The sequence below is a fragment of the Thermococcus coalescens genome, from assembly GCF_055392585.1.
The window spans coordinates 1,134,746-1,148,612 of record NZ_AP043764.1; the positions used below are offsets into that span (position 1 = coordinate 1,134,746).

At 54.9% G+C, this 13,867-nt stretch carries 12 protein-coding genes; 10 read left to right on the forward strand and 2 right to left on the reverse strand.

What is annotated here, in order from left to right; all coding sequences use genetic code 11:
- The first annotated feature begins 2 nt into the window (after positions 1-2).
- Positions 3-1,337, forward strand: coding sequence for a DNA double-strand break repair nuclease NurA (gene nurA, locus ACZ5M3_RS06280; RefSeq protein ID WP_464838857.1), 1,335 nt, complete (start codon positions 3-5; stop codon positions 1,335-1,337).
- Between the two features lie 13 nt (positions 1,338-1,350).
- Here the strand turns inward: nurA and ACZ5M3_RS06285 are convergent, their stop codons facing one another.
- A complete protein-coding gene (locus ACZ5M3_RS06285; RefSeq protein WP_464838858.1) occupies positions 1,351-3,303 on the reverse strand; it encodes a hypothetical protein in 1,953 nt (650 codons plus the stop codon).
- An 86-nt stretch (positions 3,304-3,389) separates the two neighbouring features.
- On the opposite strand from ACZ5M3_RS06285, the gene ACZ5M3_RS06290 reads away from it, so the two are divergent.
- The 9 genes from ACZ5M3_RS06290 (at position 3,390) to ACZ5M3_RS06330 (ending at position 13,230) form a co-directional block, all read left to right on the forward strand.
- Positions 3,390-4,406, forward strand: coding sequence for a FecCD family ABC transporter permease (locus ACZ5M3_RS06290; RefSeq protein ID WP_464838859.1), 1,017 nt, complete (start codon positions 3,390-3,392; stop codon positions 4,404-4,406).
- Positions 4,403-5,125 carry an ABC transporter ATP-binding protein gene (locus ACZ5M3_RS06295; RefSeq protein ID WP_464838860.1) on the forward strand — a complete coding sequence of 241 codons (723 nt, stop codon included), beginning with the start codon at positions 4,403-4,405 and terminating at the stop codon, positions 5,123-5,125. Before ACZ5M3_RS06290 ends, ACZ5M3_RS06295 begins: the two co-directional genes overlap by 4 nt.
- A gap of 141 nt (positions 5,126-5,266) precedes the next feature.
- A complete protein-coding gene (locus ACZ5M3_RS06300) occupies positions 5,267-6,709 on the forward strand; it encodes a hypothetical protein (RefSeq protein ID WP_464838861.1) in 1,443 nt (480 codons plus the stop codon).
- A 148-nt stretch (positions 6,710-6,857) separates the two neighbouring features.
- On the forward strand, positions 6,858-7,460 hold the full coding sequence (psmB, locus tag ACZ5M3_RS06305) for an archaeal proteasome endopeptidase complex subunit beta (RefSeq protein ID WP_464838862.1): 603 nt from the start codon (positions 6,858-6,860) through the stop codon (positions 7,458-7,460).
- A gap of 54 nt (positions 7,461-7,514) precedes the next feature.
- Entirely contained in the window at positions 7,515-8,606 is a 1,092-nt protein-coding gene (locus ACZ5M3_RS06310; protein ID WP_464838863.1) for a hypothetical protein, read from the forward strand.
- A 1-nt stretch (position 8,607) separates the two neighbouring features.
- Positions 8,608-9,753: a threonine synthase gene (gene thrC, locus ACZ5M3_RS06315; RefSeq protein WP_464838864.1), complete on the forward strand. Its 1,146-nt coding sequence runs from the start codon at positions 8,608-8,610 to the stop codon at positions 9,751-9,753.
- A gap of 134 nt (positions 9,754-9,887) precedes the next feature.
- Positions 9,888-11,084: a hypothetical protein gene (locus ACZ5M3_RS06320; RefSeq protein ID WP_464838865.1), complete on the forward strand. Its 1,197-nt coding sequence runs from the start codon at positions 9,888-9,890 to the stop codon at positions 11,082-11,084.
- Positions 11,085-11,122: 38 nt separating this feature from the next.
- A complete protein-coding gene (locus tag ACZ5M3_RS06325) occupies positions 11,123-11,911 on the forward strand; it encodes a DODA-type extradiol aromatic ring-opening family dioxygenase (protein ID WP_464838866.1) in 789 nt (262 codons plus the stop codon).
- Positions 11,912-11,973: 62 nt separating this feature from the next.
- A complete protein-coding gene (locus ACZ5M3_RS06330) occupies positions 11,974-13,230 on the forward strand; it encodes an ATP-binding protein (protein ID WP_464838867.1) in 1,257 nt (418 codons plus the stop codon).
- On the opposite strand, the gene ACZ5M3_RS06335 is transcribed toward ACZ5M3_RS06330, so the two are convergent.
- Positions 13,211-13,666, reverse strand: a complete 456-nt coding sequence (locus ACZ5M3_RS06335; RefSeq protein ID WP_464840780.1) for an alanyl-tRNA editing protein — start codon at positions 13,664-13,666, stop codon at positions 13,211-13,213. The genes ACZ5M3_RS06330 and ACZ5M3_RS06335 overlap by 20 nt on opposite strands.
- Between the last annotated feature and the right edge of the window lie 201 nt (positions 13,667-13,867).

A 13,867-nucleotide genomic window follows, 5' to 3' on the forward strand; every position in this document is an offset into this window, starting at 1 on the left:
CTATGGGGTACAGGCTTATAGACAGGGCGAGCGTTGACAGGATAAAGCGGATGCTCCAGAAGGGATACGCCGAGGCCCAGGAGAAGCTGAAAACCATAGAGTGGCGTGAGCTGCCGGAAAGGAGGCAGAGCAGGGCCTACGCCATCGACGGAAGCCAGGGAAAGCAGAGGCTCAGCGGGACGATTTTCTACGCCGTCTCAAGTTACGCCTTCGGCAACGGCCCGGCCTACAGGCTGGTCTACACCAACGCCATGCTCTACAACCAGGGCATATCCGATCAGATAATCCGCCTCCAGATGGAGACCCTTGAGAACAAGCTGGGATTCCTGGCGGCGAAGCTCGGGGAAGTTGACTACGTCATGATGGACGGAACGCTGACCGGCTCGCTCACGAGGCCGCCGGTGTATCCGGAGAGTGTGAGGGGGATAAACGCCCTTCAGGTCGTGTTGGAAGACGAGTTCACCTCCATGATAGAGTTCGTGCTGGAGAGGCTAGGTCAAAACTATCAGAACCTTGAGTCCAGGCTAAAAAAGGAACAGAGGAGCTATGAGGGGGTAATATTCGCGGAGTCCCTCATGAGAGACGTCTTCAGAAAGTTCTTCAGGAACAAGCTCATTGCCCACTCAAGAGGAATCAGGATAAGGAACTGTGAGGCGGCACCGGAAAAGGTATTGATACCGCTCGATGCCCTTGAGAAATACAGAGGAAAAAGCGTCGAGGAAGCCGTTGAGAGCCTGAGGAAGAGATACTGCAGGGAGATAGTGATTGAGGACATCAGAGAGGCCATCCACGTGGTTCTGGGTTACATTGAATACCTCTACTCCCTGGAGCAGCTGCTCAATCTGGACGTGAACCTGATCTATGTTGCCAAGAGCTTCTACACAAAGAGGTTTGCAAAGAAAGCCGGTATTGACCTCCCCGATGTGCCATATCTCGATGCCTACATCAGAAACAGATTTGGTGAGGAGATTCCCGGATATCTGCCCTTCCCCGAACCTGTAAAGGTTGAACATTCCCTCCCAGAATCACTGAGGGAATTCTTTCCCAAAATTGAAGAAATGAGCTCCCGGGGAGTTTCCTCCGCGTACATCCGCACCATGAAGGGCGGCGTCATATACCTCCTCCAGAGCAACAACGACATAAACGACGAACTGCTGGGCGGGATACTCTGGCACGAGAGGAACGGATACTTCAGGCCGCTCCAGAGGGCCCATGAGGGGGTGAAAATCGAGAAGAAGGCCTTCGAGGCCGAGCTGAAGGCACTGCTCAACATAATAAAGGCGGAGAGCCCCGAGCTGAGGGTCTTCCTGAAGTACGGAAGAAGCCCGCTGGAGTAAAAAAAGAAAAAGTTCAGGAGACCGAGGCACTGAAGGTTGCCAGAATCCTCAGGTACGAGCTGTCGACCCCGTTCATGTAGTCCCTTATTTTTCCTCCGGTCTGCCACCTGTCCTGTCCAGCGAGGACTATGACAACCTGCCCCTCGGCCCAGACGTTGGTCCTGACGAACATGCCCCGCTCCCCGTTTCTCACGGCATCCTGCTCGCCGGAAGTTAGGACCTGCCTGACGTAGCCACCGACCCCGTCGTAGGCGTCGGGCCCACCGAGGATCACGATTATCCTGGAGTCCTTGTAGGCCTCGAAATCGTCGGCGGTAACGTGCCTAACCGAGAGGCCGAGTGCCGCCAGCTGCGAAGCCAGCAGGTTGCCCTTGATTCCCCAGTCTATGCCGTTGGCGAGGATAACGACCTCAGGCATCTGAACCGGCTCGTAGTTCAGAATCCAGTCGACCAGCGCCTTGAGAACCGAGAGCTCCCCGGCACTGCCGGCTTCAAGCTCCAGGGAACTGTAAACGGCACGGTAGTTGCCCTCGGTGGCCAGTATTCCACCGCTGTAGTCGCTGGTTCGGGCCAGGAGCATTGGGGCGTAGCCTCTCAGCGCATGGAGGAGCCTGACGCGCTCAAGGAGCTTCCTCTCGACGGTGAGCTCAACCCTCAGGCCGTCTCGGCTCACCACAACACCCCCGTCGGTAACGTCCATGGAGGCGAGGACTTCCGGCAGAACCATTGACGCCGAGAGCGAGAAGTTGAACTGCACACCGGTGATGTTCTTGATGGATTCACCCATCTCCCTCATCCTGAGGCCGTTTTCCGAGGCAAAGCGTGAGACGCTCCTCCTGGCTATGCCGAAGTGGGTCGGTGAAAGCACGTACTGCCAGCCAACGGTGGAGTAGGTGCTAACATCGATGGTACCGCCGTTGAACGGCCCCCTGTCGGAGAGAACCAGGGAATAGCCGGTGTTTATGTAAGGAACCATCGCGGAGGCCTGGGTGAGGTTTAGCTCCCCCCTTGCCACCCCCGCAATGGCCAGCGAGTCAAGGCCGAGGAGTTTGGCCAGGCTCGGTGAGTCTTCCACACCCCCTATGTGCTGCGGGTTCGTGGCATCGAAGAGAGTTCCCGCCGTGACCACGAGGCCGGCGTGAGTGTTCTCAATGTAGTCCTTAAGGGCTGAAATCTGCCCCTCGGAGAGCCCCCACTCCGGGAGCCAGAGGTTCGAGAGTATCACCGCCCGGGGCTGAAAGCTCTGAAGGGCATTGACGAGCTCATCCGGGGAGACTATCTTTATGTTGTAGTACTTGGCCAGGCCCTCCCAGTGGTGGTCGGAGAGCATCCAGGGTCTCAGGCCGGTCAAAGGCCTCGCAACGGCCTCGAAGTCCGAGAGGTTGTAGTGATAGAAGCTCCTGGACACGTTAAACTGCGCCATCAGCGAGTCCAGGGACTTCTCAAAGGCCACGGCCTCAACCGAGGGGTCAACTATGAGAACCCTCGGCCCATCGGGGTTGGCAACGTAGTACGAGTAGACCGGACTGTAGGACACGTGCCCCTCGACGTCGGTAACCACTATCTTAAACTCTATCCTGCTACCCGGCGGTGCCCCGGGCAGGTTTATCTTGCGGTAGAAGACGTAGAAGTCCTGGCTCTCACCGTAGAAGCGACGTATTATAGACTGGTAGAGAGACCAGTTCTCACCGGCAGCGGCGGTTCTGACGTAGGCCGGCTTCCAGTCGCCGTCGTTTATCCTGTAGTATGCCTCGACCTTGCCATTGCCCACCGTGACCCCAAAGTCATCGGCTATGTAGAAGTACACGGTGAACTCCTCGTAGGGGCCAACGACAAAATCCTTGGGAACGTTGCCCACTATTATTATCGGCGGCCTCAGCTCCGAGACTATTACGGCTGATGAAGCGGGCGGAAGGAGCATACCGAACAGCAACAGCATTACAGAAACCGCTTTGAGCTTATTCATGCGCACTCACCAACATAATGTAACGCTCCCGGAGTATTTATACTTAGCCCGAAAGGTTTAAACGCCTGGACAAATAATCCATGCCCATGAGGAAGTGGCTCCCGGTACTGGCGATCCTCTCGATCATCGCCGGGTTCCTCGGCGTTTACATAGGCTCTGTCAGCCTGACCGCCTCGGACGTAACGGCCAGCGTGGCCTACGGAATAAAATCCGTCCTGTCGGGGATATTCTCCTCCATAAACCCCGGCGAGAGGCCGAAGGCCTTCATCATAGTGTGGGAGCTCCGCCTTCCGAGGGTCCTGCTGGCCTACCTGGTGGGACTCTCCCTTGCCTCGGCGGGTGTTGCCAGCCAGGCCCTATTCAGGAACGCCCTGGCTGACCCCTACATAATCGGTGTGAGCGCCGGCGCTGGAGTAGGCGCCGCCCTGGGCGCGATCTACGCGCCCTCACACATGGGAACCTTCGCCCTCGTATCGGCCCTTCTTTCGGTGCTCATAGTCTACGCCGTCTCCAGGGTCGACGGCCACGTCCCGGTTGACACCCTTCTTCTGGCGGGCATAGCCTACGGCTTCCTGGCGAGCGCGGTTACGTGGTACCTCATAATAAGCCAGGGCGAAAGGGCCCATATAACGTGGATGTGGCTCATGGGGACGTTCAACGGCTCAAGCTGGAGCGACGTTGGAGAGATGTTTATCGTAGCACTTCTCGGCGTCGGTTTTCTTGTGTGGAAGTGGAGGGAGCTGAACCTGATACTCTTCGGAGAGGAGAGCATCGCCCTCGGTCTGGACGTTCACCTCTACCGGAAGCTCTTCATAGGGGCAATAGCCCTTCTAACTGCCTTCTCCGTCTCCACAGCGGGAATAATTGGCTTCATAGGCCTCGTCAGTCCGCACATAATGCGCCTTATCCTCGGGCCGAACCACAGGAGTCTAACTCCAGCGAGCGCCCTCTTCGGAGGCGTTCTGCTCGTTTTTGCCGATCTGCTCGCCAGAACCGTGGCAAAGCCAACGGAACTGCCAGTCGGCATCATAACCGCCCTCATGGGGGCACCCTTCTTCCTGTACCTCCTGACGAAGCACAAGAGGGGGGAGCTGTACTCATGAATGCCCTCGAGGTCAAAGTTTCCTTCGCCTACGGCGAGAGGGAAGTCCTCAAGGGAGTTGAGTTCACCGCCGAGAAGGGGGAGCTTTTGGCCATCATCGGCCCCAACGGTGCCGGAAAGTCAACCCTCCTCAAGTGCCTGGTCGGGATCCTCAGGCCGGCAGGTCACGTGAAATTCAACGGGACGAACCTGCTTGAGCTCAGACCCAGGGAGCGGGCCAAGCTCATAACCTACGTCCCCCAGAGCTCATTCCCCGAGTTCGCCTTCACCATAGAGGAGTTCGTCGAGCTCGGCACCTACGCGACGAGGGGGAGCGTCGAAGAGGCCCTGAAAAGGGTTGGCCTCTGGGAGCGCAGGAGGGAGCAGATAACTGCATTAAGCGGCGGCGAATACCAGCTGGCACTTATAGCGAGGGCGCTGGCGCAGGGAAGCGAGGTGGTTCTCCTGGACGAGCCGACGAGCCACCTTGACATAAACCACGCCCTTGGGATAATGGAGCTCCTGAAGGAACTGAGCCGGGAGAGGATAGTCATAGCCGTTCTCCACGACCTCAACCTAGCCCTCCGCTACGCGGACAGGCTGATTCTGCTCCACAGGGGCGGCAAATACTGGGAGGGAACCCCCGAAGAACTGGAACCGGAGGTTCTTGAGGAAGTTTACGGGGTAAAGGCGAGGATAGCAGAGGTAGACGGCCACCGGGTTCTTCTAGCTGGGATTTGAAAGCCAGTATAAGAGATGGCCGGGAGGAAGTCAGTTATGTTCTTTTTCTACCTATTACTCAGGCTCCAAACGAACGAAAGGCCCATCAGGTTTTCTAAGCTTTAAGAGTAAATTTTATAAGTCGGTATTAAAAAATAACACATGGGATTTGTCGTGGTGAGAAAGAAACCCTTATTAGTGGCATTACTGCTGATTCTCCTGGGAGGAACTACAGTAGGGGCCTTAAACTACACGGCAGGCAACGAAGACTCCGTAACCAGAATCCTTGGTTACGACGTGTACAAAATAGAAGGCTCAGGCAACTACATCATCTACTACCCTCTACCCAACGGAAGCATTAAAGTGCTGAAGAAGGGAAAAGCCGGCGGCTTCTTCCCGACTTTCGTCAAAGTACCCAGGCATGAGTGGATAAAGGAACTCTCAACAGACGAGAAAGCCCTCTACGCCCCCCCAACTCCCCTAATACTCTACATCACGAAGGACGGAAAGCTGGGAGTGAAAAGCATAACCTCAAGCAGAATCAAGCTCGAAAGCGAAAAGACGCTGAACCTGAAGGGGGACTATCATGTTCAGGCAAAGGGTTCGTGTCCACGGGACTGGATAGACTTTGGAGGAAGGTACTGCCTCAATCCCCAATGGGACCTGTACTTTGACAGCAGGGCAAAGGCAAAAACCTTCAACGAATGGGTTTCAGTGATGGGACTAAAAACAGAAAACAAAGTCGCAGAAGAGATAGATTTCGACTGGGATCTCGTGCTCAGCAGGAGTACCTACAGCTACTGGACTGTTGGAATTGACGTTGGGCCCTTAACGGTGCTTAGCGTATCCAAGGGACACCGCTTCGAAGGCTGGGCACTGGATATAAGCTATCAATCATTAGGGCCCTTAACAGTTAATTCAAACACTTGGGAGAGGTATCTTAACATCAAGATGGAGTACATTGTGGCCCACGCTAAGGTTCCCGCGTACGACAGGCTCACAAGAAAGTACACGGACATAGAGATAGTCCAAACTTACCCCATCAAAATTCACAGCACCGGAAAGTACACGATATGGGAGTCTCCTACAGGGGGCATCTACTTCACAGAGTCTCAAGGGGACAACCCTCCAAGGATCACCACAACCCCCAACATCTGGAGCATCTCAAAAGAAGCGGAGTGGAAAAGGAAATGGATAAGTGCTGGGAGTTGGAAAAGTGCCGTCTATGTTAGACAATCTCAAAGTGAGGTCTTCTCATCGAGCTCCAGCCTGAGCATCCCAATAGGCTATGCCGCCGGAAAGTACCTTACGGGCATAAATCCCACCCTTGGAAGACTGGCCAGCGCGCTCAGCCTGACGTTTGGGTTCCACAAGTACATGAATGCAGTTTCAATAGCAGAATACAGCGTCGACGTCAAGCCCAAAAAGAGCTGCTACGCAATGTACAGCGTTCTGGGGGTGAAGGTGAGGACTGGTGGGCCGAAGGTCAGCGTGCCGCTTGTGTTTGGCGTTATAACCGACGGCAGATCCCCGTCCCCACCCTGCGATCCAAGAACGGGTGTATGCGTGGACTCTACAGGTCTCAGCCAGCCACACACCCCGTGAGCGGTAGAGATGCCCCAAGGGGTCAGAAAATATTGATAATTAGGAATCCACAGGGCAAGATAACTGAGGTAAACGGCCACCGGGTCATCGTCCCCGAACTCGCAAAGGTTTAAAACGTCGGGTGAGAAGATGGGTCAGGGGTGAGAGAATGGAAACGAAGAAAACCGGCACCACCACCGTGGGAATAAAGGCCAAGGACGGCGTCGTTCTGGCCGCTGATACGCAGGCTTCCCTCGACCACATGGTCGAGACCCTCAACATAAGGAAGATAGTCCCCATCACCGACAGGATAGCGATAACCACCGCAGGAAGCGTTGGCGACGTCCAGGCCCTGGCGAGAATGCTCGAGGCGGAGGCACGCTACTACCAGTTCACCTGGAACAGACCCATGAGCACCAAGGCCATGGCGAACCTGCTCAGCAACATACTCAACGAGAACAAGTGGTTCCCCTACCTCGTCCAGATAATCATAGGCGGCCACGTTGAAGAGCCGACGCTGGCCAACCTCGACCCGATGGGAGGGCTCATCTTCGACGACTACACCGCAACCGGCTCGGGAAGCCCCTTCGCCATAGCAGTCCTTGAGGACAGCTTCAAGAAGGACATGAGCGTCAAAGAGGCCAAGGAGCTCGCCGTCAGGGCCGTCAGGACGGCCGGAAAGAGGGACGTCTACACGGGCAGCAGGAAGATCCAGGTTGTCGTCATAACGAAGGACGGCATGAAGGAAGAGTTCGTCGAATTTAAGGAGTGAACCGTTCAACGGTTGCACCAAAGCCCTTTTTAATTCCCTTTTCGAGTTGATAGCATGCGGAAGCCTTCGAGAATCCTCATCGTCCTTGGTCTCATACTCCTTCTCATACCCGCCTTCTACATCGCGGAAGATGTAACCTTCAACCCGAACAGCGTCCTCACCCAGGTAAACGGGATACTCGACCAGGTTCAGGATATAAGGAACCTCACCTTCAAGGAAAGGCCGAAGATAGTTGTCCTAACCAGGCAGGAAGCTCTGGCGAAATGGAAGCCCGGAAAAGCTGACATCAAGAGGATGAAAATCGAAGAGCTGACCTACAAGATGACCCTCCTCCTTCCACCAGACTATCAGTACATCAAAAAGGAGACGGAGAGAAGCGCCAACTGGATAGCCGCAACGGTGGGCGATACCATCTACGTGATCCGGGAGAACTTCATGTCAAACCCCGATGTTGCCCGGAGAACGATAGCCCACGAGAGCGTCCACGTGCTCCAGAAGCAGTGGTTCAACGCGAAGTACGGTGCGGACACCTACGACGGGACAATAGCGGTTCAGTCCCTCATCGAGGGCGACGCCGACCTCGTTGCGGATCTCTACTGCGAGAGTAACGGGATACCCATATACAAGATACGCTCTCTGAGCGGAAATCCCCTAACGGACCTCCATATCTTTCCCTACGTCTTTGGCGACCGGTTCGTGAGGTACCTCTACGAGAAAGGCGGCTGGAAGCTCGTTAATGTGGCATACAGCCGCTACCCCATCTCGGCACAGCAGGTCATGCACCCCGAGATGTACATCGAAAACGTCACGCCACTCAACGTCACCCTGGACGCACCGCCGAACTCACGCGTCCTTAAGGAAGACAGGCTCGGTGAGTACTACGTTTACCTGCTCCTCAGGGACGTCGCGAAGCTGGAGAACGAGACCGCCTGGAACGTCTCAAGCGAGTGGCGCGGGGATGAGCTCCTCCTGACCCAGAACGGGACGGGCTACACCCTCCAGTGGAAGGTGGTGTTCTCAACCCCTGAAGCGGCGAAGACCTTCGGGGAAACCGTCTCCAGGCTCGCGGAGGGCAACACCTACGCGAACTACACGATAAGAATTGATGGAAGCTCCGTTCTCCTGATCGCCGAAAGGAGGGACTGATGTGAGGCTGGTCTGTTCAATCTGCGGGAAAACCTACGACGAACCGGTTCAGAGGTGTGAATGCGGCCAGCCTGTGGAGTTCGAAAGATTCACGGGCGAGCCATACATAGGGAAGAGCGTCTGGGAGCGGTTCTGGGACTTCTGGCCGGTGGAACCTGCCCCGGAGCTCTCCCTCGGCGAGGGCGACACACCGCTCGTTAGATCGAAAATCGGGGTGGAGTTGGGCGTAAAACTCTACCTCAAGAACGAGACGGTTAATCCAACCTGGAGCTTCAAGGACAGGGGGACGTTTCTGGCGATGAGCTACGCCCTTAAGGCTGGCTACAAAGCCGTCGGGACGGTATCTACAGGCAACATGGCCGCGAGTGTTTCGGCCTACGCTTCCCGCTTTGGCCTCGATGCCAAAATCCTCGTCTCGGAAAATGCCAGCGACGAGAAGCTGAAAGCCGTTTCGGTTTACGGCGGCGAGGTCATTAGGGTTCGTGGCGACTACGGAAGGCTCTACTTTGAGAGTTTGAAGTTAGGAGAAAGGCTCGGAATCTATTTCATCAACTCGGACAACCCCTTCCGCGTCGAGGGCTACAAGGGCATCGCCTTCGAGATCGCTGAAGAAATAACGCCGGACTACGTTCTAGTCCCGACCAGCTCAGGAGGGCTCTTCAGGGGGGTAGCCAAGGGCTTCCTTGAGCTGAAGGAAAGCGGTCTAATCGATGACCTTCCTGCTCTCATCGCGGTTCAGGCGGATGGCTGTTCCCCGATATGCCGGGCATTTAGAGAAGGGAAAGATAGGATAGAACGCCTCGAAAATCCGCACACGATAGCGAAGGCCATAGCGAACCCCTATCCGCCGAGCGGGAACGCGGTTCTTAAACTTCTCCGCGAGTTCGGCTGGAAGTGCGTCAGCGTAAGCGATGAAGAAATCCAAGAAGCCCAGAGAAGACTTGCAGGTGAGGGCCTCTTCGTCCAGCCGGCGAGTGCAACCGGAATTGCCGCCCTCAAAAAGCTCGTGGAGAATGGGACAATAGAAGAAAGGACGAAAGTGGTTTCGATTCTCACAGGTTCCGGCCTGAAGACGCTCTCCCATGCGGAAGGCGGAAAGGTGATGGAGTGCACGCTTGAGGGACTAGGAACCTGTGTGTCATTTTAGTAGAGAATTCTGCCAAAAATGTAACGATGAGTTGCTGAGTACATCAGATCACGAAATACTTATATAAGATAAAAAACAATAACTCACTTAAGCCACAAAGATAGCTCCCTTGAGGAAGAGTGGAGGTGGCTCCCTTGAGAAGTAAAAAGAAACTTGCAGTAGCTGCAGTAATTGTGGCAGTGATGGTCACTATAGTAATACCCTCAGCCTACGGAGTCCAGCCGGACAATGCCGGAACGCTGTACTCTGCATACCTCGACTGGCTCCAAGGAAAGCCAGTGGGGCTGGCGAAAATTAACTTGGAAATGAGCCACCAGATTCAAAGAGCGACCCTTGTGGTTGTGGATTACACTCTCGGAGAACCCAAGATCCTCTATCAAGGATCGATGCTGACACCTACAGTCAAGATACAAAGGATTCCCAAAGGCACAAAAATGGAGACAGTAATCAAAGACGGGAAGGTTGTTAGGGAGTACAGAACTGTCTACAGGCCGGTTAAGCTACTGGTTATCGTCTCGGGTGAGAACTACTGGGGAACCAAGTTCGTTGAGTTCCATCCCGAGAAACCATTGACTTCCGTGAAGATAAGAGTATCCCTCCACAGGGACAACATAGGACCCTCAATCCAGAGCCTCAACCCCAAAAATGAATTCCAAGCCACTAGCGTGAAAGTGGGAGATATGTTCATGAAGAACATAAAAATATTCAGGCTTCACAGCGTTCTAGGAGTAGAAGAGCGCCTGATAATAAACGAGGACGATACTCTAGCCATTGATTCATTTTCCCAGACCGTACCCCAATGGGGACAGCCAAGTCCTGACAGATGGGAGCGTTCTGGAAGGGTCAGCACTCCCTTTGGATATGCCGCCCCAGTCCCGACTTCTGATGGGGAAATGAAAACAGTGTACGCCACGGTAAGGTACCGCATTGATAGGTACGATGTATGTGGGTACCTGATATGCAGGACGGTTTACGAACTTATTCCTCAAGAAATAGTGTATTTCTCAAAAATAGACACTGATAACGATCCGGGAACAATACCCTCAAACTTGATCAGGTACAGTCACAGTAGAGATGCGGGTGACGAGTTCATGGCGTATTTCCAAGAATCATCAGACGATGGTGGGGTATACTTTTCAACCTCAGTCTCGGCATGTGCCGGAGAGGGAGTCCAGATATGCTTCACCGGAACAGTAGATACATACAGACAGTCCTCAAGCAACAGACCTGCTGTTAAGGTGATAATAAACAGCTGGCACGGCAACGTTCTCTACTTTGCAAAATATTCCGAGAGCGGCAACTACTATGAGGTTCCCCTGCAGTGGGGATGAACCTTTTAACTCTTTTTATTATTTGAAACGGTGATACCATGCTCGTCGGGATTGGTTTGATGCCCCACGGGAACCCTGTTTTAGACCCGCCGGACGAGGAAACGGAGAAACTCGCCGAGGTGCTGAGGAACATCGGGAAAGCCTTTGCCGGCGTCGATTCCTACGTCCTCATCAGTCCCCACAACGTCCGGATGAGCGACCGCCTCGGCATGGTCATGGCCGAGCACCTCGTCTCATGGCTCGGCTTCGAGGGAAAGAAACTGCCTGGTGAGTGGAAGACTGACAGGGAATTAGCTGAGAAGATTTACAGAGTGGAGAAAGAGGCCGGGATGCCAGTTGTCGACCTGAACTTCGCCGCGCTCAGCGGTGAGTACTCGCGCTGGCCGCTGAGCTGGGGGGAGCTCATACCGCTCCACTTCCTTGAAAGGAAGCCGCTCGTCCTTCTAACTCCTGCACGGGGAGTCAGCAGAGAAACGCTGATAAAGTTCGGGGAGACGCTCGGGGATGTCCTCGAGGGGAGCGAGAAGAAAATCGCCCTAATAATAAGTGCCGACCACGGGCATGCACACGACGAGAACGGCCCCTACGGTTATAGAGCGGAGAGCGAGGAGTACGACAGGCTTATAATGGAGCTGATTAACGAAAACCGCCTGGAGGAGCTCCCGGAAGTCCCGGAGGAGCTGATAAGGAATGCCCTCCCCGACAGCTACTGGGGGATGCTGATAATGCTCGGCGTAATGCACCGCGTTGATGTGAAACTCGTCGAGAGCGCCTACGCCTGCCCGACCTACTTCGGCATGGCCGGGGCGCTGTGGGTAAGGGAATGACCAACCCTCTTGTTTATTTCAAATACACAAGACTTAAATAGTACTGTGTATTACACATACACATGATTGGGCTGAAGGAGATAACCCTCGAATATATTGGCTCTCTCAACTACGTAGAGGAGATTCCGCGGGAGGTTTCCCTGCCGGTCGGGGGAGATATAAAAGCCATCATCGGGCCTAGGAGGGCTGGGAAAACTTTTCTCATGCTGAAAAAGGCCAACGCTATGTTGAACAGCGGGCAAAACGTTCTCTATCTTCCCCTCGATGAGCCGGAGCTGAGAAAGATGAGCGCCAAGAAGCTGGCGGAGGAAGTGAGGAGAGAATACCCAGAGGGCAGGGTCTCCCTGTTCCTGGACGAGGTGCAGGAATGGAAAGACTGGGACGCGAAGCTCCGCTGGCTCCACGACGTCAAGGACTTCGACCTCTACGTATCGGGCTCATCGTCGGCCCTGCTCTCCTCGGAGATACCGACCCGGCTCAGGGGAAGGCACGTCTCGCGGCTCGTTCTGCCCCTCTCGTTCAGGGAAATCACCGGAAATCTCAACGCGGACACCTTCCGCGAACGGGGGAAGCTAAAGAAGACGCTCAGCGATTACCTCAAATGGGGAGGCTTTCCGGAGGTCTGGAGGACGAAATCGCGGGAGAAGGTGGTCTCAATTCTGGAAACCGTCCTCTACAGGGATATAGTCGAGAGGTTCTCCTTCAGGGACGTCGCCGAGTTCAAGGAGGTCTTCTACCACGTGTTATCGCTGTACGGGAGCTACTTCACCTACCGCTCCCTGCAGAGGAGCATGGGGGCTATGGGGATAGGGCTCAACGTGAAGACCATCATAAACTACCTTAACGCGATGGAGAGTGCATTCCTGGTATTCCAGCTCCCCCTCCTCAGCCCGTCGCACAGGAGAACCCTGGTGAACCCCCGGAAGCTCTACATCGTGGATACCTCCTTCGCCGGCCTCTTTTTCAGGGGGGATGACCTCGGCCGAAGAATCGAGAACCTAGTCTTCCTGGAGCTGCTGCGGGAGAAGAGCTACTTCAACCCGCTGATGGAGCTCTCGTATTACGCGGACGGCGAGAGCGAGGTTGACTTCGTGGTCAGGGAGGGCAACCAGGTAAAAGAACTCATCCAGGTAACCTACGAGCTAAACGCCTCCAACTACGAACGGGAGGTGAAAGGGCTGATGCGGGCGGGCAAAAAGCTCGGGTGCAGCAGCTTAACCATCGTGACCATGGATGCCGAGGATACCATAGAGGAGAGCGGGAAAGAGATCAAAGTGACGCCCCTGTACAGGTTTCTGCTCAGAGGACATCAAAGCTGATCTCCAGCAAACCCTTGCTCCTCCTGAAACGGACCTTTCTGATCTTTATCCCCCCTATCTCTCCCGTCGTCCGAGTGTGCTCCTTGTTGCACGCGTTCACGTTCCAGCCCTCTATGACGACGACTCTGAGGGTTCTCACTTCCGGCGGAATCGGGAAGAGGTCGTACATGTCCTCACCGAAGCGCTCCTCGGCCTCTTCCCTGGACAGCTCGTAAACCTTCACTTGGACGTCTTCCTTTACCTTCCCGTTGGCGAGGCGCTCTACCTCTGCAACCTCCTCCGGCGCTGGCTTCCTGTCAAACTTGACCGTCAGCCTCCCATGGTTCCCGTCCACGTAAACGCTCGCCGTCCACTTGGCCTTTTCACCCAGAACCCTGACGACGGCACCCTTGACTACGTGCAGGGCGGTGTGTGTCCTAACCCCCACCGACGGCATAGGCATCACTGAACATTATGGGGAGGGGCTATTAACGGTTGCGGGTTATTAACCCTCCGGGTAAATTCAAACGGGGATTATCCAGCCGTGCTTGAAGGTTTTTCAGTTCTCTGCTGCCCGTACCGAATAATTCCCGCCAGAAGTTTGCACCATTAAACAAAAACCGTTATAAATGCCAAAAACGATACACCAGTGCTAGGT

Coding starts and splice junctions, on each gene's coding strand:
- nurA (WP_464838857.1), top strand. CDS start 3: ATGGGGTACAGGCTTATAGACAGGGCGAGCGTTGACAGGATAAAGCGG.
- ACZ5M3_RS06285 (WP_464838858.1), bottom strand. CDS start 3,303: ATGAATAAGCTCAAAGCGGTTTCTGTAATGCTGTTGCTGTTCGGTATG.
- ACZ5M3_RS06290 (WP_464838859.1), top strand. CDS start 3,390: ATGAGGAAGTGGCTCCCGGTACTGGCGATCCTCTCGATCATCGCCGGG.
- ACZ5M3_RS06295 (WP_464838860.1), top strand. CDS start 4,403: ATGAATGCCCTCGAGGTCAAAGTTTCCTTCGCCTACGGCGAGAGGGAA.
- ACZ5M3_RS06300 (WP_464838861.1), top strand. CDS start 5,267: ATGGGATTTGTCGTGGTGAGAAAGAAACCCTTATTAGTGGCATTACTG.
- psmB (WP_464838862.1), top strand. CDS start 6,858: ATGGAAACGAAGAAAACCGGCACCACCACCGTGGGAATAAAGGCCAAG.
- ACZ5M3_RS06310 (WP_464838863.1), top strand. CDS start 7,515: ATGCGGAAGCCTTCGAGAATCCTCATCGTCCTTGGTCTCATACTCCTT.
- ACZ5M3_RS06325 (WP_464838866.1), top strand. CDS start 11,123: ATGCTCGTCGGGATTGGTTTGATGCCCCACGGGAACCCTGTTTTAGAC.
- ACZ5M3_RS06330 (WP_464838867.1), top strand. CDS start 11,974: ATGATTGGGCTGAAGGAGATAACCCTCGAATATATTGGCTCTCTCAAC.
- ACZ5M3_RS06335 (WP_464840780.1), bottom strand. CDS start 13,666: ATGCCGTCGGTGGGGGTTAGGACACACACCGCCCTGCACGTAGTCAAG.